General features: G+C 36.0%; 17 protein-coding genes. 1 reads left to right on the forward strand and 16 read right to left on the reverse strand.

Annotation, left to right across the window (positions count from 1 at the left end; genetic code table 11):
- Positions 1–43: 43 nt before the first annotated feature.
- From addA to rpsB, 16 genes are all read right to left on the reverse strand, one after another.
- Positions 44–3,835, reverse strand: a complete 3,792-nt coding sequence (gene addA / locus EJN90_RS12645) for a helicase-exonuclease AddAB subunit AddA (protein WP_126111815.1) — start codon at positions 3,833–3,835, stop codon at positions 44–46.
- On the reverse strand, positions 3,804–7,424 hold the full coding sequence (locus EJN90_RS12650) for a PD-(D/E)XK nuclease family protein (RefSeq protein WP_164544092.1): 3,621 nt from the start codon (positions 7,422–7,424) through the stop codon (positions 3,804–3,806). Before EJN90_RS12650 ends, addA begins: the two co-directional genes overlap by 32 nt.
- Positions 7,425–7,563: 139 nt before the next feature.
- Positions 7,564–7,914 (reverse strand): 30S ribosome-binding factor RbfA, encoded by a 351-nt coding sequence (rbfA, locus tag EJN90_RS12655; RefSeq protein ID WP_126111819.1) that lies wholly within the window; start codon positions 7,912–7,914, stop codon positions 7,564–7,566.
- Between the two features lie 43 nt (positions 7,915–7,957).
- The gene (gene infB / locus EJN90_RS12660; protein WP_126111821.1) at positions 7,958–10,198 is read right to left on the reverse strand and encodes a translation initiation factor IF-2; all 2,241 of its coding nucleotides are present in this window, start codon (positions 10,196–10,198) and stop codon (positions 7,958–7,960) included.
- A gap of 13 nt (positions 10,199–10,211) precedes the next feature.
- A complete protein-coding gene (locus EJN90_RS12665; RefSeq protein ID WP_126111823.1) occupies positions 10,212–10,529 on the reverse strand; it encodes a L7Ae/L30e/S12e/Gadd45 family ribosomal protein in 318 nt (105 codons plus the stop codon).
- Positions 10,516–10,812, reverse strand: coding sequence for an RNase P modulator RnpM (rnpM, locus tag EJN90_RS12670; protein WP_126111825.1), 297 nt, complete (start codon positions 10,810–10,812; stop codon positions 10,516–10,518). The genes EJN90_RS12665 and rnpM overlap by 14 nt, the downstream gene beginning before the upstream one ends.
- A gap of 13 nt (positions 10,813–10,825) precedes the next feature.
- A complete protein-coding gene (gene nusA / locus EJN90_RS12675) occupies positions 10,826–12,127 on the reverse strand; it encodes a transcription termination factor NusA (protein WP_126111827.1) in 1,302 nt (433 codons plus the stop codon).
- Between the two features lie 24 nt (positions 12,128–12,151).
- Complete coding sequence (gene rimP, locus EJN90_RS12680) at positions 12,152–12,625, reverse strand: ribosome maturation factor RimP (RefSeq protein WP_126111829.1); 474 nt, start codon at positions 12,623–12,625, stop codon at positions 12,152–12,154.
- A 157-nt stretch (positions 12,626–12,782) separates the two neighbouring features.
- On the reverse strand, positions 12,783–17,105 hold the full coding sequence (locus EJN90_RS12685; protein WP_126111831.1) for a PolC-type DNA polymerase III: 4,323 nt from the start codon (positions 17,103–17,105) through the stop codon (positions 12,783–12,785).
- 130 nt (positions 17,106–17,235) lie between these two features.
- Positions 17,236–18,510 carry an RIP metalloprotease RseP gene (gene rseP, locus EJN90_RS12690; RefSeq protein WP_126111833.1) on the reverse strand — a complete coding sequence of 425 codons (1,275 nt, stop codon included), beginning with the start codon at positions 18,508–18,510 and terminating at the stop codon, positions 17,236–17,238.
- Positions 18,511–18,547: 37 nt separating this feature from the next.
- Positions 18,548–19,348 carry a phosphatidate cytidylyltransferase gene (locus EJN90_RS12695; protein WP_126111835.1) on the reverse strand — a complete coding sequence of 267 codons (801 nt, stop codon included), beginning with the start codon at positions 19,346–19,348 and terminating at the stop codon, positions 18,548–18,550.
- An 8-nt stretch (positions 19,349–19,356) separates the two neighbouring features.
- A complete protein-coding gene (locus EJN90_RS12700; protein ID WP_126111837.1) occupies positions 19,357–20,115 on the reverse strand; it encodes an isoprenyl transferase in 759 nt (252 codons plus the stop codon).
- A gap of 133 nt (positions 20,116–20,248) precedes the next feature.
- Positions 20,249–20,803, reverse strand: coding sequence for a ribosome recycling factor (gene frr, locus EJN90_RS12705; RefSeq protein WP_126111839.1), 555 nt, complete (start codon positions 20,801–20,803; stop codon positions 20,249–20,251).
- A complete protein-coding gene (pyrH, locus tag EJN90_RS12710; RefSeq protein ID WP_126111841.1) occupies positions 20,803–21,528 on the reverse strand; it encodes a UMP kinase in 726 nt (241 codons plus the stop codon). The genes frr and pyrH overlap by 1 nt, the downstream gene beginning before the upstream one ends.
- A gap of 120 nt (positions 21,529–21,648) precedes the next feature.
- Positions 21,649–22,527, reverse strand: coding sequence for a translation elongation factor Ts (gene tsf, locus EJN90_RS12715; protein ID WP_126111843.1), 879 nt, complete (start codon positions 22,525–22,527; stop codon positions 21,649–21,651).
- Positions 22,528–22,658: 131 nt separating this feature from the next.
- Complete coding sequence (rpsB, locus tag EJN90_RS12720; protein ID WP_126111846.1) at positions 22,659–23,438, reverse strand: 30S ribosomal protein S2; 780 nt, start codon at positions 23,436–23,438, stop codon at positions 22,659–22,661.
- A gap of 236 nt (positions 23,439–23,674) precedes the next feature.
- Here rpsB and EJN90_RS12725 point away from each other — a divergent pair, with 236 nt between their 5' ends.
- Positions 23,675–24,301 carry a lysophospholipid acyltransferase family protein gene (locus EJN90_RS12725; RefSeq protein WP_126111849.1) on the forward strand — a complete coding sequence of 209 codons (627 nt, stop codon included), beginning with the start codon at positions 23,675–23,677 and terminating at the stop codon, positions 24,299–24,301.
- Positions 24,302–24,327 lie beyond the last annotated feature (26 nt).

Here is a 24,327-nt window from a genome sequence, read left to right on the forward strand (position 1 = left end):
AATCTGAGAACTTTCTCAGATTTTTTTTGTTGATCTTTCTTATTTAATCGATAAGAATGTTTTGGTTTGTAGATAGCAAACACAGATAAGTTTGCGTAACTTTTTTCTTTTTAATTTGTTCCAACGCTTGTCGGTAAACAATCATTTGCCCTTTGTATTTGGAAACAACTCCTTCTATGTTCTCCCCGACGTAATCAGTTTTAAAGTCAAAAAGAATGATTTCATCTGAATACTCAATGAAACCATCAATAATCCCATGGATCAATAAATGATCATCAGAGCTAGGCGAAATACCTTCAAAAATATTCCCTGCTTTCATTAACATGGTAAAAGGAACTTCTTGATGAACCATTGATGCATCTTCCTGAACTTTCTTTCCTAAATCAGTTTCAAAGAAATCAAGAATAAGCGAATGATCGATTCGTTTTGCGACATTTTCCTTTATCGTGCCCTTTTCAACTAAGTCATTAGTAAGTTGTTTAATATGTGCTTCAGTAATTGGCTTTCCTAAAGTAAGATTTTGTAGAACATAATGTACAGCAGTTCCAATCTCAGCGTTTGTAGGAATAGTTTCCTCTTGAAGAAATTTTGGACGAGAAAGCCTAGGCTCTACAAATCGACCTGCATCTCCTTGTTGACCGACTTCCAACTGGAGCAGTTGCGCATTGTCAGGATCTTCAAAGAGACGTTTAATTTCTGATACCGATTGATAGCTGGTTGTTTGCGTAGCCGCTTCGTGAGGGTACTCTGCTTCCATCAGTTTCACAGCCGTTTCAAAGTCAATTGATATTCGATTTTTTTCTGCTTTATCCTCTACCAAAGAAAGAATTTTTTTATCCCAATCAACTTCATTTTCTAAGTTCACAGTTACAATATTACCCAATAAATCTTCAGAGTTCATAAATGAAATTGAAAAATCGACTGGATAATTTGATAATTCTCCACGGTAATTTTTGATTTGTGAATCTGGGTCGATTATTTGATGCCGGTAAAGTGCCAGACCAATCCACTGCATGAAGTTATTAGCGGATAAACGAAGATGGTCTGGAAGAATACGATTGAACGATTCGTCGGCCATCCCCCACTCTTGCCACATTTTTTCTTTTGATTCATACGAACCTACTAAAAATATTTTTTGTTCTGCCCGAGTTAAAGCTACATACAATTTTCTCATTTCTTCTGCAAGTAGATTTTTTTTCTTATCATTCGCAAAAGCATAGGTAACTAAGGAGGGATATTTGATTCTGTTTTCAACATCAACGTAATCCGTGCCAATGCCATATTTATCAGAGAATATATAGCTTTTTCTTAAGTCCTGCATGTTAAACTGTTTTGACATATCCATGATAAATACAATTGGAAATTCTAATCCCTTGCTTGCATGAATCGTCATAATTCTAACGGCATCTTCATCTTCGCTAAAAGTGGTTGGCTCAGCTAAATCTTGGTCTCGTTCTTGGATTCTTTCAATAAAGCGAACAAACTGAAATAATCCTTTATAGTTCGTAGCTTCATATTTTTTTGCACGTTCATACAAAGCATGAAGATTCGCTACTCGTTGCTTACCGGAAGACATTCCACCAACATAGTCAATAAAATTTGTTTCTTCATAAATTCGCCAAATTAATTGCACCAAATTATTTTGTTTTGTGTATTCACGCCATCCATTTAATTGATTCATAAATCGAGTAAGTTTTTGATAACAATCTTCATTTTCTTTCGAAGAATCAACTTCTTCTTCGTTATAGAGCTTGATGAATGATTGAACGGAATCATAATAATCGCCGCTTTGCTGAGCAAGTCGAATGGCTGCTAATTGCCGCTCATTTAAACCAACAATCGGCGAACGTAATACTGCAGCCAAAGGAATATCTTGTCGTGGATTATCAATGGTTTTCAATAGTGATAAAATTACCGTTATTTCTGTACGCTGAAAGAAACTTTGAGAATCATTTAATATAAGAGGAATTCCATATTCCTTGAAAGTTTCCAAAATCAACAAGTTATTCTTTTTTGTTGGAGTTAGCAATACAATATCTTTGTATTGAACCATACGATCTGTTTTTTTCTTTTTATCATAGATTGTCGTGTTTTTATTAATTAAATCGCGTATTTTTTGAGCAACCATGGTTACTTCACCAGTTGCTTTATCATCAATATAGGTCTCAAGCTCACTGTCTTCCTGCATAGTGTATTCATCAGTAACAGGAATTTCTTCTTCTTTATTACTGTTTTTTAAATAGATTAAGAGCTCTGTTTTAGCGTTTGAATCATTTGGAAAGTTTTTGTTTCCTTGCTTTAATTCGGCAAGTTCGTCATACTCCATCTGACCCACATCTTTATTCATTAATTGAGTGAAAATAAAATTTGTAAAAGAAATAACTTCTCCACGAGAACGAAAATTTTCGGCTAAAATAATTCGTTCACCATTCTCATTTTTAGCAAATTTTTCATATTTTTGTAAAAATAGCCCAGGATCAGCCAAGCGAAAAGCATAAATGGATTGTTTGACATCGCCAACCATAAATAAATTTTCCGTCTCAGGCTGGTGCCTCGTCACGCCAAAGAGTATACTCTCTTGAAGCTGATTCACGTCTTGGTATTCATCAATCAGCACTTCTTGAAACTTGCCTCGATAATAAAAGCAGGCTTCGCTGGGTGCCCTTTTTCCATTTCTCAGAGGCAGTAATATTTCTAGTGTCAAATGTTCTAAATCATTAAAATCCAATGCGTTGTCTGATAGCTTTTGTTGCCAATATTCCTCTGTAAAAAGAGTGGTTACTCGAATCATTTCATCGATAAATGGTTTGGTCTGCTCAATGATTTCTTCTTGTTCTTCTAAAGAGCGTGTAAAGAAATTTTCTTGAAGTTTTCCAATCTCTTTTTTACTTTGATCACGCAACTGCTTCATTTGTTGAATGATTTCTTTATCAGGATTGTCTTTTTTGGTACTAGGCCATCTTGGAAAACGAAATTCTTTTAATAATTCATAGGCTTTTTGATATTCATCAGCAATAATCGCTTCTTGAATCTCAATGAGCCTAGCTCTTTCTACTGCTATCAACTCACGATGTTTATCAGTTGTTTCTGAATCCCCTGCCAAGTGAACAGCTCGTTCAAGTGTATAAATAGTTCCTTCCAGCTCTCTTTTGATTTGAGGCTTCAGTAAATTTTGATAGAGATCACTCTTTTCTAGCCCATTACTCATATCATAAAAATTTGACAAATTTGACAGCCATTTTCTGGGATTAGGATTTGCTCTAGAAAAGTTATATAAAGAAAAAATCAATTCTTTTAATCCTTCATCGTTTCTATCGTTGGAATAGGCTTTTGCTAATTGCTTAAAAAACGTTCCAGATTCTCCGTATTGTTCTTCTTTCAACTCTTCCCAAACATCTTCTTTTAACATCTCTACTTCAATTGTGTCTGCAACAATTCGAAAGACTGGATCAATATCGATCAAGTAGAAAAAACGTTGAATAACACGTAAACAAAAAGCATGAATGGTACTGATGTACGCCTGAGGTAACAGTGTAGTCTGCCGTAATAAATGATGATATTGTTCATCTGTTGTTGCCGCGTTAATCGCATCTTGAATGGCAATTCGAATTCTTTCTTTCATTTCAACAGCTGCTGATTCAGTAAAGGTGACCACGAGCAATTCATCAACGTTTACACCGTTTTTTATCTTTTCGATGATTCTTTGAACTAATACAGTAGTTTTTCCTGATCCGGCAGAAGCAGCTACAAGGATATTATTTCCGGTTTGATAAATAGCTTGCCACTGTTCATCTGTGAAGCGTTCATTCTTTGTTTTTGGAGGAATCATTGCCATCTCTTTCGCTCCCTTCTTCCAATTCTTCTTGAAGCTTTTGTAATACTTTTGATTTATCTAATTTTTCTAATCGTCGATATCGATTTTCAGCTAATGTACTATCAAATTGAGAGATTGCCCGATAGGGTCCTTGAATGGATGGAATGTAGAGCTTATCTTTCACTGGATTCATCTTCAATTCACCGGATAAAATTTGATTACCGGCCTCTTGAATTCTTCGACGATTGTTTTTTATTAATAAGTCCAATTCTTCTCTAGTTACTAAATCGTTGACATTTGAATAAAACGAGCCAGACTTTTTATAACGGAATGGTAATACCAAAGCAGACTCTCCAAGCTCTACATCCGGTTCCATTATTTTCGTTAGTTCTGTTTCTGCAATTAGCAGCCCCTTTAATTTATGTTCGGAAAGAAGCTGCTTTTTGAACTCTCCCTCTTCGGGCTTAATAAGTGCCTTTAATAAAGGGTTCTTTACATGAAGATAAAAAGCACCTGCAGGTTCTGCATTAGAAGCTAATAATCGATCGGCATTTAACATCGCAATATCTAAATAAGTAATCATTTGCATTGCCAATCCATAATAAGCATCAATAAAATCAAAAGAATGTTGGCTTGATTTGTAATCCAGCACAGATAAATACTGCTTTCCATCTTTTTCAATTTTATCAATTCGGTCGATTTTCCCTCTTAAATATAGTTTTCGGTCGTTCTTTAATGAAAAAACCATTCCTTCTAATTCATTTTCCATACCTGGAGGACCAAAGATTGCTTCCGTTCTTACATTTTGAAAAGTAGTGAGCGAACGCTGACCATAAATAATAGTGGAGAGATGCTCAATTGTTTCATTCAATTGCTCTTGAATAAACTTCATGCGGTTCGAACTCGATAAAATCGCATATTTATCCATCCCGAAGAGATGGACCAGAATTTCTTGTGCAATTTTTTGGACTGTATCAACTGATAACTGATCTGCTTGGGCCATGCGTCTTACTATATGCTCTAATGCTTCATGATAGAACTCACCGGCACCAGCTGGAGAAAGCTCATATTTCTGCCTTTCTTTTAATCGCAGACCATATTGCAAGAAATGGCTATAGGAATCCAAGTAGTAACTTTCCAGTTGAGAAACAGAAAGAAAAAGATTCTTACCATAAAGTTTTTCTGCAATTTCCGGTGTTAATTGTTCAGGGATATTTTTATATTTCAAGCTTCTAAAAATACGTTCCATTACTTTCACAGACTCTTTATCTCGATACAAGAACGAAAGGATATTTCTCCAGATGAATGGCATTTTATCCTCAGTAGTGAATTGATTTCTTATTAACTTCACCAGTTGACTAATATTCTGAACCTTGCTGCCAATAAAATCTTCTGGTTGACTTGAATCGGTAATATCTGCCGCTTTATGTTGAATAGATAAATTCAAATCTTTGGAAATGCGGGCGATATAAGGGGATATTTTTTGAATTCGTGTACTGCCATCCACGCTTAATGGATAAGTAATATATAATTTTTTTGTAGCCGCTAAAAAAGCTTGGTAAGCGATAAAAGGTTCGGATGCAGTAGACTCTGAAATCGAGAGAGACAAATATTTATTTTCAGCTTGTAAAGTACTTTGTAATGTTTCTCGTTCTTCTTCTGTTAATAAAGAGCGATTTTCATGGACTTTTGGTAAATTTTCTTGTGTTGCGCCAATGATAAAAGCAACTTTCGCAGGTTGAAACCGAGCGCCTTCTATACTTGAAAAAACCACTTCATCTAATGCAGGCGGTACAATACTATAAGTTGCTGTTTCAAAACCAGTCATTAAAATCTCATGGAATGTTCTCGCATCAAAAGGAGTATCACCCAACGTCTCAACGTACTCATCTAACAGTAATATAAATGTTTTCCATAGCTGTTCATGCTGCCGCGCTTTTTCTAGATCATTATCTTCGATAGCGGCATCACGCCAAAAAATGATTTGTTCATCGATTCGATTCTTTTCCAGAAATTGGTAAATTACTGTAGCAGCTTCCCTGCCAGTTTTTACGGCTTGTAATTTTTTATAAAATGGTAATAAGCGAGATTGTAAAAAGACTTTGATTTTATTGGCCTCCGCCATTCCAAGTGGTTGATTCTCTGATTGTAACTCTTCATCTACTTCACTGAAACGATAGGCAGACCATTCATTCTTTTGAAACCAAGCATTTCCTTCGTAACCATATGCCAACAGTATATTTTCGGTTTTATCAATCGTATCACGGTATTCTTTTAAAAGTTCTTTTTTCTGTTTAATTGAAAGATCTTCATTATTTTCTACTGTAGGTATCAGTAACTCTGTCCGCAGCAGTCGCATAATATCAGGGTATCGCCAATAATTAAAGCGCACACGGAATAAACTATCAATAAAGTCTGTAAAGGGATGATGCCTCATTTCTTCTGCTTTATCGTAGAAAACTTCCAAATTCGCTTTTTGGAACAACGGTTTCAGAATTGTTTCGTAATCCTCTACGCGTCGAGCTAAAATAATAAAATCTTTATAACGATATCCTTTCTCAACTACCAGCCGATTAATACTATTAGCAATATGAAAGATTTCTGCCTGTTTTGTATCGCACGACCAAATTTCGATTTCTTTTTCAAAATGTTTATTCTCCAATTGCAGAGTGGGACTTTGTTTACTTCCAGAAGTAGATTGAATCCAATAATTATCCAGTTGAATAATTCCTTCTTGATAACCATCTGTTTGAGAAACAATTTTTTTATCATGAAGAATAGGAATGTTTTTACTTCTTGCAAATTGATACAATTGAAAGTATGTACTCCCAGCAGCATGAAAGAGATTTGTTAATTCAGGCGGACCTTCAACGTAAGCCTTGTCTAAATCCAATATAACACTTACTCTAGCTGCTTGATGAAGAAACGCTTGAATGATTTGCAGTTCTTGTGCACTGAAATAATAATAACCATCAATATAGAGATAAGTATTCTCTGCATTTGTTTCATAAATACAATTTGCCAAGCTTTCTAATAAAAATTCGTACTGGATATAATTCTCATCAACAACCGTACAATATTTTTTATAGATTGAAAGGATTTCCCTTATTTTTTGCTGTTGATCCAGTAACCTGGGCGAATCGCTTTGATAGCTAATAGATGCTTCTAAATCTTCAACTGAAATATTCCCTGCTTTAAATTCTTTAAATAGATCTGTCAGCTGTTGAATGAATCCTTCTTTTTCTATTTCTCTTCTGAATAAAATGAATTCCTCTTTTGAATCGAGTAAAAGTTTTCGTAATAACATGCTGATTCCAGAATCGCTTAATCGTTTCTTTTGAAAAACCTCTTTATCTTTTAGAAAAAACCATGCTAAACGACTAAAACTAAATATTTGCAAATTGATGGAACCGATAAAAGGACTATCTTCCTCTTCATCCGATTTCCATAGTTTTTCTAGAATTTTCATTTCACCTTCAAATTTTGCATGTTCAGGGACAATAATGAAAAACTTTGCATCTGGTTGCTCATTCATTATTTGTTTAATATCTTGAATATATTCTGTTCGCTTATCAGCCGTTCCTTGGCCGATTATAAATTGAAGAGTCATACAACCATCCTCTTTTCTTAACTGAGAGTATTTCCTAATGATGATATCATTCACTATTTTATCATACTTCATAAAAAATAGAGGAACTGAGTATCAAACTCAGCTCCTCTATTATAATATTCATCCGATATTATTTTGTTTAATCTTCGTCGTGAATTTGTCGAATTAATTCTTCAATCTTATTTCCATAATCAATTGATTCATCACGCTTAAATACTAATTCAGGTGTACGATATAAAGTTAAACGAGAACCTAACTCTTTGCGGATTAATCCAGTTGCTTTTTCTAAACCTAACTGAATGTTCTCTCGTTCACTTGCTAGTTCTTGTAGCGTACTATAGTAAATTGTTGCGTTTTGTAAATCGCCTGTTAAGTCCACATCGGTGATTGTAACATTTTGGACTCTCGGGTCTTTGATTCGTTTAGACAAGATGTCATTGACTTCACGTTGAATTTCTTGCTTTACCCTACCAGCTCGATAGTTTGCCATGGGAATCTCTCCTTTATAACTACTATTAATAATAAGAATATACTTATTTTCTAGTAATTTCAACCATTTCGAATGCTTCAATGACATCATCTTCACGAATGTCATTGTAGTTTTCAATCATGATTCCACACTCAAAGCCATTTTTCACTTCACGAACATCGTCCTTGAAACGTTTTAGAGAAGCTAATTCGCCTTCGAAGATAACAATGTTATCACGAATTACACGAACACCACTACTTCTTTTGATGACTCCGTCTGTGACAAATGCACCACCGATTGTACCAACTTTAGATACTTTGAAAGTTTCACGAATTAAAGCCTGACCAGTGATTTTTTCTTCGTATTCAGGATCAAGCATCCCTTTCATAGCTGTTTCAATTTCATCAATTGCGTTATAAATAACGCGGTGCAGACGAATATCTACACTTTCTTGTTCTGCTTGAATTTTTGCTTGTGGTGTCGCACGAACATTAAAGCCAATAATGATTGCATTACTTGCAGCAGCTAAAGTAATATCACTTTCGTTGATAGCGCCCACTGCAGAGTGAATAATGCGTACACGAACACCCTCTACTTCGATTTTCTTCAAGCTGCCTGCCAATGCTTCAACAGAACCTTGTACGTCAGCTTTAATAATAACGCCAACTTCTTTTAATTCTCCTTCTTTCAGGCTAGAGAATAAGTTGTCGAGTGTTACTCTATTTTGACCAGAACGTGATTCCATTTGAGCACGTTTTGTCCGCTCTTCGCCCACTGAACGCGCTGTTTTTTCATCTTCGAATACTACGAAACGATCTCCTGCTTGCGGAGCTTCGTTCAATCCAGTTATTTCGACCGGCATAGATGGACCAGCTGTTTTTACACGACGTCCTTGGTCGTTCGTCATTGCACGAACTCTACCATGTGTGTTACCAACAACAATTGGGTCTCCAACTTTTAATGTTCCGCCTTGTACTAGTAAAGTTGAAATTGGCCCTTTTGATTTATCTAAGCGAGCTTCAATAACACTTCCGATTGCTAAACGATTTGGATTTGCTTTCAACTCTTGAACTTCAGCAACTAAAAGAATCATTTCTAATAAGTCATCAATTCCTTGACCAAATTTTGCAGAAATATTTACGAAAATTGTGTCTCCGCCCCAATCTTCTGGGATTAATTCGTATTCTGTCAGTTCTTGCATTACTCGTTCCGGATTTGCGGTTGGTTTATCAATTTTGTTTACAGCAACAATAATAGGAACATCAGCAGCTTTTGCATGGTTTATTGCTTCAACGGTTTGTGGCATGACACCATCATCCGCAGCTACAACGATAATCGTGATATCAGTAACATCTGCTCCCCGTGCACGCATAGTTGTAAATGCCGCATGCCCTGGTGTATCCAAGAACGTAATTGGCTTATCATCGATTTCGACTTGGTAAGCACCAATATGTTGCGTGATTCCACCTGCTTCACTCAGACTCACTTTTGTATTACGAAGCGAATCGAGCAAAGTGGTTTTACCATGGTCAACGTGCCCCATAATTGTCACAACTGGCGGACGTGTTACTAATTCGTCTTCATTTTCTTCTGCATCAAAATAAACTTCTAAATCGGACACATCTACTTCCACTTTTTGCTCTGCATTAATACCATAATCAGTAGCAATTAATTCTAATGTATCCGAATCAAGTGGTTGATTTTGAGTAGCAACAATCCCCATCAAGAACAATTTTTTGATGATTTCCGCTGGTTCACGATGCAGCTTTTTAGCAACATCTTGAATATTCATACCTTCTGTATAAATAAATGTTTCTGGCAATTCACGGAACTTTCTTTGTGGAACTGGTGGTTTAGGAGCACGATTATCGCGTTTGTTTTTACGATTGCGCTTATTGAATCCGCCTTTTCCTCTATTATTAAAGTTCCTGTTAGCATTCCCAGCTTTGGGACCACGGTTTCCTTGACTAGCAGCTGCTTTCGGAGCCTCTGTCTTTTTAGGCGTTTCTTTGCTCTCAGCAGGCTTATTTGTATTTTTATTATTCACTTGCTTAGGCGGTGTATTGCTTTTTCTTTGGGTATTTTTATTTTCATTTTGTGAAACATTTGTATTTTTCTTATTTTGGGAAGATACAGGTGCTTCATTTCTATTCTTCATTGTTTTATCCATTTTTTTAACATCCTCATCTTCCATTATTGACATGTGGCTTTGAAAATTTAGTCCGGCTTTTTTTGCTTTTTCAAGAACATCTTTACTCGACATTTTGTGTTCTTGCGCATATTCATAGACTCTTTTTTTAACCATGTCTTCACCTTCCTTATCTCATGTTGTTCGTTCCTTTCAGTTTAAAATAACTGTCTGCAAAACCTTTATCAGTAAAAGCACAAATAGAGCGGCTCTTTCCAATTGCTTGACTAATTTCTTCAGAAGAAAAAATGATTTCGAGTGGAACATTGTAATAGGTGCATTTATTTACCATTTTTTCTTTCGTATTCTCACTACAGTCTGCTGCAACAAGAACCAACTTTGCTTCATTGCGCTGAACCGCTTTAATAGTGAGCTCTTCACCCGTAATTAACTTTCTAGCTCTCGTTGCTAAGCCAAGTAAGTTCAGTTGTTTTTTATACTGATCCATTTATTTGGCTCCTAGCTTTTTGATGATCGACGTATTCATATAATTCTTGATAGAATTCTTCAGATACTTCTACCTCAAATTGACGTTCAAGCAGCTTATTTTTTTTAGCTTTTTCAACTAAAAGGGGTTCCAGAGAAACATAGGCTCCTCTGCCATTTTTTTTGCCAGAAGGATCTATTTCCAACGCTCCTTCTGGAGTACGGACAATCCGAATCATTTCTTTTTTTGGTTTCATCTCATTTGAGACAATACAGCGACGCATAGGAATTTTTTTCTTTTTCACAAGGTGTCACTCCTTATTCATCTATGGAATTATCTAATAACTCTTCATAATCTTCTTCTGGATCTAATTCTACTTCCGCAATGCGATTCTCGGCTTCATCAGGATCCAAAATATCTTCATCGATTTCATCTTGAAGTTGAATTTGCTCTGAATCATCGATTGGATCAAGATCTTCGATATCCTGCACAAATTCTTCTGTGATTTGTGCATCATCATCAGCAAATTCGTCTGTTGCTGCTACTTCGTATATTTCATCTACTTGCTCATTTTTTTGCATCAATTCACTATAGTCAGTTTCAGATTTAATATCAATCTTATAGCCAGTCAATTTCGCTGCTAAGCGAGCATTCTGGCCTCTCTTACCTATAGCAAGAGAAAGCTGATAATCGGGAACAACAACCGTACAGCTGCCGTGTTCTGGTTCAAAGTCTACTTGGATTACTTGCGCTGGGTTTAAAGCATTTGCGATGTATTGTGAAGGATCTTCATCCCACTTTACAATGTCCATGTTTTCGCCTTTTAATTCATTTACAATTGCCTGAACACGTTGTCCGCGTGGGCCCACACAAGTTCCAACTGGATCAACATTTATATCGCGTGAACGAACTGCAATCTTCGAACGATCTCCTGCTTCACGAGCAATTGACACAATTTCAACGACGCCATCATATATCTCCGGTACTTCTTGCTCGAATAGGCGTTTTAATAAGTCAGGATGGCTCCGGCTTACAAAAATTTGTGGTCCTTTTGAAGTATTCTCAACTTTTGTAACATATACTTTAATACGGTCATGCGGTTGGAATTCTTCGCCAGGAATTTGTTCTTGTTTTGAAAGAACAGCTTCGATTTTACCTAGATTTACATAGATATAACGAGAATCTTGACGTTCTACCACACCATTTAAAATATCATTCTCATAAGCAATAAATTCATCATAAATAATACTGCGCTCTGCTTCACGAATACGCTGCATAATTACTTGTTTTGCCGTTTGAGCCGCAATACGTCCAAAATCACGCGGTGTTACTTCAAAACGGATTTTATCACCTATTTCGTACCCTTTATTAATTTCCAAAGCTTCTTCAATGCTGACTTCTAATGTTGAGTCAAAGACCATGTCAACAACTTCTTTTACTGAATAAACATGGATATCCCCTGTTTTATCGTTAAACTCAACTTCAACGTTTTGCGCCTGTCCATAATTTCTTTTATAAGCAGAAACTAAGGCCGCTTCAAGCGCACTTACTACGATTTCCTTTGAAATGCCCTTATCTTTTTCTAATATATCAAGAGCACTAAGCATGTCTTTGTTCATTTCTCATTCACTCCCTACTAAACTTTAAAATTGGATTGCCAGTCTTGCTTTTGCGATTTTATCGCGTGGAATCTCGACTGTTTTTGTTCTAGTTTTTACTTTAATCTCCAATTGAACAAAATCTTCCGTGACAGCAAGAAGAGTACCTTCATGAAACTTTTCTCCTTCAATTGCTTGATAGTAGGATAGATGTACATAGCTTCCAATTGCGTTTTGTAAATCTTTATCAGTTTTTAATGGTCTTTCTGCACCCGGAGAGGAAACTTCTAAGAAATAAGCCTGAGGAATTGGGTCTGGATCCATTGCATCCAATATGTCACTTACACGCTCACTTACCCACGCGCACTCTTCTATATCAATTCCACCTGGTTTATCAATGTAAATTCGCAAAAACCAGCTTTTACCTTCTTTCAGAAATTCTACGTCAACCAATTCAAAGTTACGCTCTTCGACTACAGGTAAAACTGCTTCCTTTACAACATCAACTACTCGGCTCACAAAAACCCTCCCTTTAATATATATCAATCTTTTTAGTGCCCAATGCGTTAAAAAGAGCGAGCGTCTCCGCTCACTCCCTCAGCAACTTTATTCTCTCCAAATCATACACTATTGGCCAATAAAATGCAAGAAAAGCCCCTTTTACTCTCCTAAAGAATTAAAAATCAAATAATGATAACTGATTTTCGTCCGGCATCCCATCTAAAACGCCATTTTCAGTCATATAATCGATAATTGTTTTTGAAACTTTTCCTCTTGTTTGTAAGTCTTGTTTGGATAAAAACGGCTGGTCTTCTCTAGCAGCAACAATTTGCTTAGCAACGTTTTCTCCCAAACTTGGTACAGCTCGAAAAGGAGCAATCAGACTGTTGCCTTCAATAATAAAATGAGAGGCATCCGACTTTTCAATATCTACCATTTTAAACTCGAAGCCGCGTTCAACCATTTCATTCGCTAATTCCAAGACTGTTAATAAATTTTTCTCTTTGACAGAAGCTTCCAGTCCCTTGTCCATAATTTCTTTCATTCTGGTCTTAATAACTTCTTTCCCTTGCGACATGGCAACAAGATCAAAATCATATGCCCGAACGGAGAAATAAGCGCAGTAATACAATAAAGGATCATGAACTTTAAAGTAGGCAACACGTAAAGCCATTAATACATAAGCAGCCGCATGGGCTTTCGGGAACATATATTTGATTTTTAAACACGATTGAATATACCATTCTGGTATATTTTTCTCTCGCATCTCAACTTGCCACTCATCTGGAATTCCTTTTCCTTTACGAACACTTTCCATAATCTTGAATGCAAGTCCGTCTTCTAATCCATGATAAATTAAATAAACCATAATGTCATCCCGACATCCAATTACGTCTGCCAATGGAATGTTGTTCTCACGGATTAATGTTTCAGCGTTTCCTAAGTAAACATCCGTACCATGTGAAAGGCCAGATATTTGAAGTAATTCAGCGAATGTAGCAGGTTTTGTTTGTTCCAACATGCCACGAACAAAACGCGTACCAAATTCTGGTACTCCAAGTGTGCCGGTTTTACTGTATATTTGTTCTGGAGATACCCCTAAAATTTCTGTTCCACTAAAAATCTTCATAACATCCGGATCATTCGGCGGGATGGTCTCAGGATCAATTCCCGATAAATCTTGAAGCATACGAATCATTGTAGGATCATCATGGCCAAGTATATCAAGTTTTAATACATTATCGTGAATGGAATGGAAATCAAAATGAGTCGTTTTCCATTCAGATGTTTGATCATCGGCTGGGAATTGGATAGGTGTAAAGTCATATACGTCCATATAGTCCGGAATAACGATAATACCACCTGGATGCTGGCCTGTTGTCCTCTTTACCCCAGTACAACCTTTTGCCAGACGATCAATCTCAGCCCCGGAAAAATGATGACCATGATCCCTTTCATATCCTTTCACATATCCATAGGCTGTCTTGTCTGCAACTGTACCGATTGTTCCTGCACGATAAACATAATCTTCCCCAAATAACACCTTTGTATACGCATGTGCCTGTGCTTGATACTCTCCCGAAAAATTTAAATCGATATCGGGAACTTTATCTCCGTAGAAACCAAGAAAAGTCTCAAAAGGTATATCATGCCCATCGCGGTCCATCATTGTGCCGCATTTCGGACAAGCTTTTTCATCTAAGTCGAAGCCAGAACCGATTGAACCATCATTGATAAAATGACTGTAATGGCAACCTGGACAACGATAGTGAGGCGGTAGTGGATTGACTTCCGTAATACCTGTCATGGTTGCGACAAAACTGGAGCCCACCGATCCCCTTGAACCTACTAAATAGCCGTCTTCATTACTTTTATGAACAAGTTTCTGTGAAATTAAATAGATAACGGCAAAACCATTTCCAATGATACTTTTCAATTCTTTTTCCAGTCGTTTTTCAACGATTTCCGGTAATTCTTCCCCATATAAGCGCTTCGCTTCGTTGTATGACAGCTCTTTAATCTCATCATTTGCACCTTCAATGTTCGGTGTATAAAGCTTATCTTTAATAGGTGTTACTTCTTCAATCATATCGGAAACTTTGTGAGTATTATAAACAACGATTTCTTTTGCTGTTTCTTTTCCTAAAAATTGGAAATCATTCAACATTTCATCTGTGGAACGGAAGTGTGCGTCTGGCAGGTTTAATTTCTTACCTTGATTCATCTTCAAAGATCCAATCAGGATTTCTCGATAAATGGCATCTTCTTTGTTTAAATAATGCGTATTTCCTGTCGCTACGACAGGCTTGTCCAATTCTTTCCCAATTGCAACAATTTGGCTGATAATTTCTTCCAAATCTGATTCATTTTTTACTAATTCTCTTTCGATTAAAGGTTTATAGATTCCTTTTGGCATGACTTCAATGTAATCATAGAATTTTGCTCGGTTGGAAGCTTCTTCTTTCCCTTTTTGCATCATAGCTTCAAAGATTTCACCATTGCTGCATGCCGATCCAATTAAAAGATTTTCGCGTTTTTCAATTAAAAGACTTCTTGGGATCCTCGGTTCACGATAATAGTACTGCACATGAGAAAGACTAATTAACTCGAAAAGATCTTTCAATCCAGCTTGATTCTTTGCTAATATGGTCGCGTGAAAAGGTCTGGCTTGTTTATATGAATCCCCTTTTCCAACTCCGTTATTCAGTTCATCATGATAATGAATATCGTGATCTTCCTCTGCTTCCTTCAAAAAGATCCAACATAAATGTCCGGTAGTTTCAGCATCATATACAGCTCGGTGATGCTGCTCCAGACTTACATTGTAACGCTTTGCAAGTGTATTTAAGCGATGAGATTTTAATTGAGGATGTAAAAAACGGGACAACTCTAACGTATCAATAACTGGGTTATCAGCTTCCGCTAGACCAATTCTTTCATAGCTCTTATTAATAAAGCCCATATCAAAAGAAGCGTTGTGTGCTACAAGGATACTGTTCTGGCAAAATTCTCTAAACTCTGGCATAACTTTTTCTTCGCTTGGCGCATCTTTTAGCATAGAGTCGGTAATTCCCGTTAGTTGAATAATCAATTGTGATAAAGGAACATTTGGATTAATAAATGCTTCAAAGGTATCAATCACGTTTCCTTTATACATTTTAACTGCCGCAATCTCAATAATCGTATCATATACTGCTGAAAGCCCCGTTGTCTCAACGTCAAATACTACATACGTACTTTCCGATAGTTCTTGATGTAAAAGGTTATATGCAACAGGGACACCATCGTCTACAATATTTGCTTCAATTCCATACAAAATCTTCACACCATGTTTTTTTCCAGCAGCATGTGCATCTGGAAATGACTGAGCAGTGGCATGGTCGGTAATAGCTATTGCTTTATGTCCCCATTTTGATGCTTGGGATACATAGTCGCCAATTGAATTTGTAGCGTCCATCAGGCTCATATTCGAATGTAAATGCAGCTCTACCCTTTTTTCGTCTTCTGGAGAGTGATCCTTTCTCTCCGGAACTCTTACTTCATTCACGTCTCGTGCATTGATTACTAGATCGCGCATATAGGTGTCTTCTTGAACATTTCCCCTAACACGAACCCAAATTCCTTTTTTAACTTTCTCAAAATTCAATTCATCTTTTTCGTTATTCGAAAACATTTTGACACTAAAAGAAGAAGAATAATCAGTAATTTTAAAAACTAGTATTTTCCTGCCAGAACGTAGCTCACGAATTTCACTATCAAAAACATTCCCCTGTACAATCACGGAACGTTCTTCTTCTGTGATGCTCGCCATTTGTCTAGTTTCCTCTTTTTCTGGAATAATCGAACCAATCTGTAGCGGACCTTCACCGACCCCATTATCGTTTCGTTTACTCTGCTCTGCTTCATACATCTTTAAATTTTTTTCCGCCTGTTGAATCATGATTGCTTCTTGCTCTTCTTTTCTTTCTAAATAACGATTCCGCATCTCTTCAGAAGCTTTTTCATTTAACTCGACTTGTATCTTAAATTCTGGAAACCCCAGAACCAGAAAATTTTGTTGAATGACAGAAAGATAATTATCCTTCAAATGATTTTTTGTAATTTCATTCGCTAATTGAAGAGTGACTATTCCATCTTTTACACTAGGTGCATGATTTTTTAGAATATCTTGCACAATCGGTGATGATATACCACTTCGATTTACAACAACATCCCAGTAGTCCAATATTTTTTCATCTGTTATTTTAGGTTCTTCCGTTTTTATTTGTAAATCGATCCTAGCGATAGTAGCAAAGGCACTGTTCAATCTTGTTGATAAAGCTTGAAATACTTCATAAGGAAGAATATCTGGAAATTGAAGCACAAAATTCCAAAGCTTTGATTTTTTATAAACGAATACCTGCTCAACATTACCTTCCTTTAAATAAGAAGAATATTCAGGTTCATTATGAAGTTGTATTTGTTCTAAAAGCTGTTGGAAAAGTTCTTTTTTATTCATCCTTTTACCCTACTTTCAAATAATATATGCTTATACACATATTTAAGCGTTAAAAATACTTTCTTACGAAAAAAATCCAAAGAAATCAACTGATATCCTTGAACTTTTTCTTTTAATTATTTTTCATCTATTATCCAAAGAAAAACCTTTGAATATCATTCCATGTAACTAGAATCATCAAAATAAATAATAAGCCGACCCCGATTACAGTAATGATTCCTTCTTTTTCTGCTTCCAATGGTTTGCCTCTTACTCCTTCTACAATGTTTAGTAGAATTTTCCCGCCATCTAAAGCTGGTATTGGTAACAAGTTAACCGTTCCTAAATTCACACTTAAAAAACCTAGGAAACTTAATATACTATAAAAGCCATAACTAACAACTTCTTCAGTTGCAGCATAAATCGCTACTGGTCCCCCGAATGCATTTATATCGAATCCTTTTGTAAACATAGAGACGATTAAACTAAAAATGGAACTGATAATCAACCAAGTTTGCGAAAAACCAAATAGTAATTTTCCGGTGAATGATGTATCAATCGGTTGCTGAACGCCAATTTGTCCATACTCATTTCCATTTTGATCTGTTTGAGCATTGGGAATCAATTGAATGTCGATTGGGGATGAATCATTCCCTTTTAAGACTGATAAAGTAACGGATTCATCCGGATGGCTCTGAATAATCTCAAGCAATTCTAACCAAGTGGAAGTTTTTTCTCCGTCAACTGCAGTTATCATGTCACCCTTCTCTAGTCCTGCAAGATCAGCCGGACTGCCAGCAACGACATCTCCTATCTGACTCTTATCAACTGCTACCCCGCCTTGCAGAAAGGCTAGTAATGAAAATACAACGATCCCTAAAATGAAGTTGTTCATCGGTCCTGCAAAGTTCGTCAGCATTCTGTTAACCAGACTCGCTGACTGGAACTGAACATCAATAGGTGCGACTTGTACTTCTGTACCGTCAGACTCAATAATTAAAGCATCTCGTTGTACATTATAACGAATCGGGGCTTCTTTTCCGGGAACGATTCCTTCTATGAATAATTCATTATCTAAATCATACGAAGTAAGTTCCAAAGGAATAGAATTTATTTGCTGTTTTTCACTCAAGTTAATATGAGTAATATTATTTTCATGATCCAGTACAACAGATAGAGACATACCGGCTTTTAGCTCAGTTTCGTCATCTCCATATCCAGCCATTCTAACATAGCCGCCAAGCGGAAAAAGCCGTATCGTATAGGTAGTATTATTTTTTCGATAAGAAAAGATTTTAGGTCCCATACCGATAGCGAATTCTCTAACGAGTATACCCGCTCGTTTGGCAAAATAAAAATGACCAAATTCATGAATAATTACGAGAATACTAAAAATTATGATAAACGTAAATATAGTTTGTATCAAACAAAGCACTTCCTAACTTATAGTTTGCTTTCATAGGTTAAATTAAATTAAGAACACTCAGCGTTAGTTGAAATAACGGCATAACGAACAGCATACTATCAAATCGATCTAAGATTCCGCCGTGTCCCGGTAATATTTTACCTGAATCCTTTACGCCAAAATAACGTTTATAAGCTGATTCAGTTAAATCACCTAATTGTCCAACAATGGATATTAATACCGCTAAAAGTACTACCATTAATATTGAAAGATTTAAAGGGTTATAAAGCTGAACAAAGAGAATCGCAATTATTATCGATAAAATCATTCCACCAAGAGAACCTTCAATTGTCTTATTAGGGCTGATGATGGGAGCTAATTTTGTTTTTCCAAATTGTTTTCCAACTAAATAAGCACCAATATCAGTTGCCCAGACAATCATCAACACAAACAAAACCATCAAGAAACTATAGGATGCGGTTTTTAAAAAATAATGAAAACCATTACCGATATAAATGGAAGCCAGTAAAAATACTCCGGCATCATCAAAAGTAAATTCGTTTTTAGATAATACAGTCATGACTAATAAAGTCATAGCGAAAAGAAAAAAGACATTCCAAATATCTAAATTTTCTGGAAGAAAGGATAAATATTTTTTCGGTAAAATAATTAAAATTGTTGCTATGGATGTTAAGAAACCTGTCATACTAAAGAAGTTTTTATTTTTCATGGAAAATATTTCTGAAACACCAATAACACCCATTCCACAAGTCCCAACCACTAAAGGCCACGAACCATACCAAACAATGGGTAATAAGACCAATAAAGCAACTATACCTGTAATTGTTCTAGTTTTCATACTTCACCTCACAAACCGCCAAAGCGACGATTTCTATGCTGGTACTCAGCAATCGCTTCGTTTAGGGAATTGGTGGAGAAATCTGGCCAGAATACGTCCGTGAAATACAATTCACTGTAAGCAATCTGCCAAAGTAAAAAATTACTGATCCTAATTTCTCCGCTTGTTCGAATAACTAATTCAGGGTCTTGATAATCTCGCAAGAATCCAGTAAACAGTTGATTGGAGATATACTCTTCGGTGATATCTTCAGAAGCAATTTTTCCTTGTTTTACTTTTTCTGCCGTATCTTTCACTACTTCCATGATTTCTTGACGAGAACCATAATTGAACGCAAAATTTAAAATCATTCCATCATTGTTTTTTGTTTCTTCTATTGCTCTTTGTACAACTGCTTTTGTTTTGTCCGGTAAATACTCGATCCATCCAATTGCAGTCACTCTGATGTTATTCTCAATCAATTCCGGCATAAAGACATCAAAGAAATCAATTGGCAAATTCATTAAAAAAGATACCTCTTCTGTAGGTCTTTTCCAGTTTTCTGTTGAGAACGCATAAAGAGTCAGTACTTTAACGCCTAATTTATTTGCATGAATGGCAATTTTCTTAACTGTATTCATGCCTTCTTTATGTCCGTATACACGGGGCATCATGCGTTTCTTTGCCCATCTTCCGTTTCCATCCATAATAATTGCTATATGATTTGGAATCTTACCGTTCTCATCGAAATGAGAATTATTTGATTTTTCAAAAAAAGCCATGCTCATGTACCTACCTTTTAGTAATTAACTCATTTCATTTTATCAAACATTTACATCAATACCAACACTGAATACAAAATTACAAAAAACTTATACAGAGTTAAATAAAAAAAACCCAGAATGACTCTGGGCATAAACATTATACATCTAACAATTCTTTTTCTTTATTTGTTGCAATTACATCGATGCGTTTTGTGCTGTTGTCAGTCAAGTCTTGGACTTTCTTTTCATTGGCACGTAATTCATCTTCTGTAATCTCACTATTTTTTTCAGCTTTTTTCAAAGCGTCCATAGCATCACGACGAATATTCCGAACAGCAATCTTAGCATTTTCAGTATCTTTTCCAACTAATTTTGCTAATTCTCTTCTTCGTTCTTCAGTCAACGCTGGAATAATGAGACGAATAAGAGTACCATCATTTGTTGGGCTGATTCCAAGGTCACTTTGATGAATCGCACGTTCAATGTCCCCAAGACTCGTTTTATCATATGGAGTGATTGTCAGCATTCTTGCCTCTGGAACACCGATTGAAGCCAGCTGATTAACTGGTGTTGGAACACCATAATATTCAACTTCAATACGATCTAGCAGACTAGCATTTGCTACTCCAGCCCGAATAGAACCTAATTCTCTTTCTAATGCTTCTTCCGCTTTTTTCATACGATCTTCTGTATTTTTTAAAATGTCTTTCATTATTTATTCCCCCTTACAGTTGTACCAATATCTTCTCCCATTATAACACGACGGATATTACCTGGAGTATTTAAATTAAAAACAACTAATGGAATATCATTATCCATACTTAAAGAACTTGCAGTAGAGTCCATTACTTGCAACCCTTTTGAAATAACGTCAAGATGTGTTAATTCAGTAAATTTAATAGCTGTTGTATCTTTCTGCGGATCTGCGGAATATACGCCATCTACATTATTTTTCGCCATCAAAATTACATCTGCTTCAATTTCAGCTGCTCTTAGTGCCGCTGTTGTATCTGTAGAGAAGTAAGGATTACCAGTCCCACCAGCAAAAATAACAATTCGACCTTTTTCTAAATGACGAATCGCTTTTCTGCGAATATAAGGTTCTGCTACTTGACGCATTTCAATCGACGTTTGAACACGAGTAGGTACCCCTTCATTTTCTAGCACATCTTGCAAAGCTAATGAGTTCATAACAGTTGCTAACATACCCATATAATCAGCTTGAGCGCGTTCCATTCCCATTTCAGCACCGGTTGTTCCACGCCAAATGTTTCCTCCGCCAACAATAATCGCAATTTCGACACCTAAGGCATGTATTTCTTTAATTTCTTGAACTACTTCTTTAATAACAAGAGGATTTATTCCAAATCCAACTTTACCGGCAAGAGCTTCACCGCTCAACTTTAATATAACTCGTTTATATTTAGGTTCAACCATTATAAATCCTCCATTTTTTCATCTGAAAATTCTAAAAAATTATTGTTAAATAACTTTTAGATATAGTTAAGTATAGTGAGAAAGCCTGAGACAACTGCCCCAGGCTCTATTTATATTTGACTATTTTTTAATTTGACTCATAACTTCATCAGCGAAGTTTTCTTGGCGTTTCTCAATACCTTCGCCTACTTCATAGCGGATAAATGATTTAACAACTCCACCATTTGTTTCAGCAAATTTTGAAACAGTTACATCTGGATTTTTTACGAATGGTTGATCATTCAATGAAATTTCACTTAAGAATTTATTTAAACGGCCTTGAATCATTTTTTCTACAATATTCGCTGGCTTACCTTCGTTTAAAGCTTGTTCTGTAAGTACTTTTTTCTCACGTTCTAGTTCTTCACTTGAAACTTCATCGCGAGAAACATATTTAGGGTTAATAGCAGCTACGTGCATTGCAACGTCTTTAGCTGTTTCAGCGTCAGCACCTTCAAGGACTGAAAGTACAACGATACGTCCGCCTTGATGTGAATATGCTCCAAATGATTCTGAATCAGTTTTGTCAACAATCTCGAAACGACGTAGAGAAATTTTCTCTCCAATTACGGATGTTGCAGAAGCGATTGTATCATTTAAAGTTCCCTCTTCTGTTTCAATTGCTAAAGCTTCTTCCACATTGGCTGGCTTGTTGCTGGCAATAAATGCAGTAATATCTTGAACTAACTTTTGGAATTTATCATTTTTAGCAACAAAGTCGGTTTCAGCATTAATTTCTACAACAACTGCTGTATTACCAGATACATATACATTTGCTAAACCTTCTGCTGCGATACGGTCAGCTTTCTTAGCTGCTTTAGCCATACCATTTTCTCTTAGGTAGTCAACTGCGTTATCCATATCTCCATCAACAGCTACTAAAGCTTTTTTAGCGTCCATCATACCAACGCCAGTCATATCACGTAATTCTTTTACCATTTTTGCGGTAACTTGTGCCATGTTAAAAAACCTCCTATTTATTTTCATTCATATAAAAACTGTCTCAAAATAGAAAATATGCTGGCTTTGTCCTGCTATATCATTCTTATTTTGAAACAGCCATTTTCAATCAATACATTCATTTAAAATGATTATGCGTTTTCGTTGTTACCTTCAACAACTTCCACGATTTCTTCCAATGAAGTTGCTTCATCATCGTTTGTGAAAGCTTCTTCTACTTCTTGATCAGTACCTTGGTTTCCTTCAATGAAAGCATCAGCCATTTTACCAGTAATTAATTTAACTGCGCGGATAGCATCATCGTTAGATGGGATTACAACATCAATTTCATCTGGATCGCAGTTTGTATCAACCATAGCTACGATTGGAATATTCAATTTGTGTGCTTCTTGAACTGCGATTCTTTCTTTTCTAGGATCTACGATAAACATTACATCTGGAACTCTAGGCATATCTTTAATTCCACCTAAGAATTTTTCAAGGCGATCTTGTTCTTTACGTAGTAAACCAACTTCTTTTTTAGGTAAAAGATCGAATGTTCCGTCTTCAGCCATTTTTTCAATATCTTTTAGACGTTTGATACGTTTTTGGATTGTATCCCAGTTAGTTAATGTTCCACCTAACCAACGGTGGTTAACGAAATATTGTCCTGAACGAATCGCTTCTTCTTTAATAGATTCTTGTGCTTGCTTTTTAGTTCCTACAAAAAGAGCTACTCCGCCATCTTCAGCGATATCGCGCATATAGTTATATGCTTGGTCTACCAATTTAACTGTTTTTTGTAAGTCAATAATGTAGATACCATTTCTTTCTGTAAAAATATATTGTTTCATTTTTGGGTTCCAACGGCGTGTTTGATGACCGAAGTGAACACCTGCTTCTAGCAATTGTTTCATTGAAATTACTGCCATTTTGTATTCCTCCATTTGGTTTTTTTATTTTCCTCCCCCAGTTTCTCTTACAAGTATGACTTCTACGAAGCACCCATGCTTGTATCCACTGAAGTGTGAAATGTAGTGTTTTAGCACCGTATTACATTATACTGTTATTTGAAAAAAATGCAAGAAAAAAGACAAGAAAATTTTCTTGAAAAAAATGGGAGATTGTCGCATACTTAAATGACCGAACATCTTAAGGAGGTTTTTGAATGTTCTATAATAATGTTGTACGAATTGTAAGAGCATTAATTTTTATATTAAATGGAAAAATAACAGTACAAAATAAAGAAAAATTACCAGTTGATCAGCCGTACATATTGGCTGCGCCTCACCGGAGTTGGCTCGATCCTGTCTATATCGCAATTGCTGCCTTTCCACATGTTTATTCAACAATGGCCAAGCAAGAATTATTTGGTAGTAAAATAATAGGTTGGTTATTAAGGAAGTTACATGCTTTTCCAGTAAACAGAGAGAAACCTGGTCCAAGTGCATTAAAACAACCGGTAACAATTCTAAAAGAAGGAAAAAGAAATGTTCTTATTTTTTCTACCGGCTCACGCTATGATTCAGGGATCAAAGGTGGAACATCTGCAATGGCTCGTCTAGCTAAGGTTCCTATTGTACCTGTTGTTTTTCAAGGTCCGTTTACTTTCGGTCGTTTGTTAAAAAGAGAAAAAGGAATCGTACGATTTGGTGATCCGATCGAATTGCCAAAAGGTGTTCGATTAAATAAAGAAGAGCTTGCTGAAATTGATAGAAAACTACTTGAATCATTTGATCAGCTTGATAAAGAGATCAACCCTGATTTTGTATATGAATACCAAAAGAAATCTTAAAAAAACAGAGCCGCAGGGCTCTGTTT

It is taken from the genome of Jeotgalibaca ciconiae, from assembly GCF_003955755.1.
Lineage (GTDB): Bacteria > Bacillota > Bacilli > Lactobacillales > Aerococcaceae > Jeotgalibaca > Jeotgalibaca ciconiae.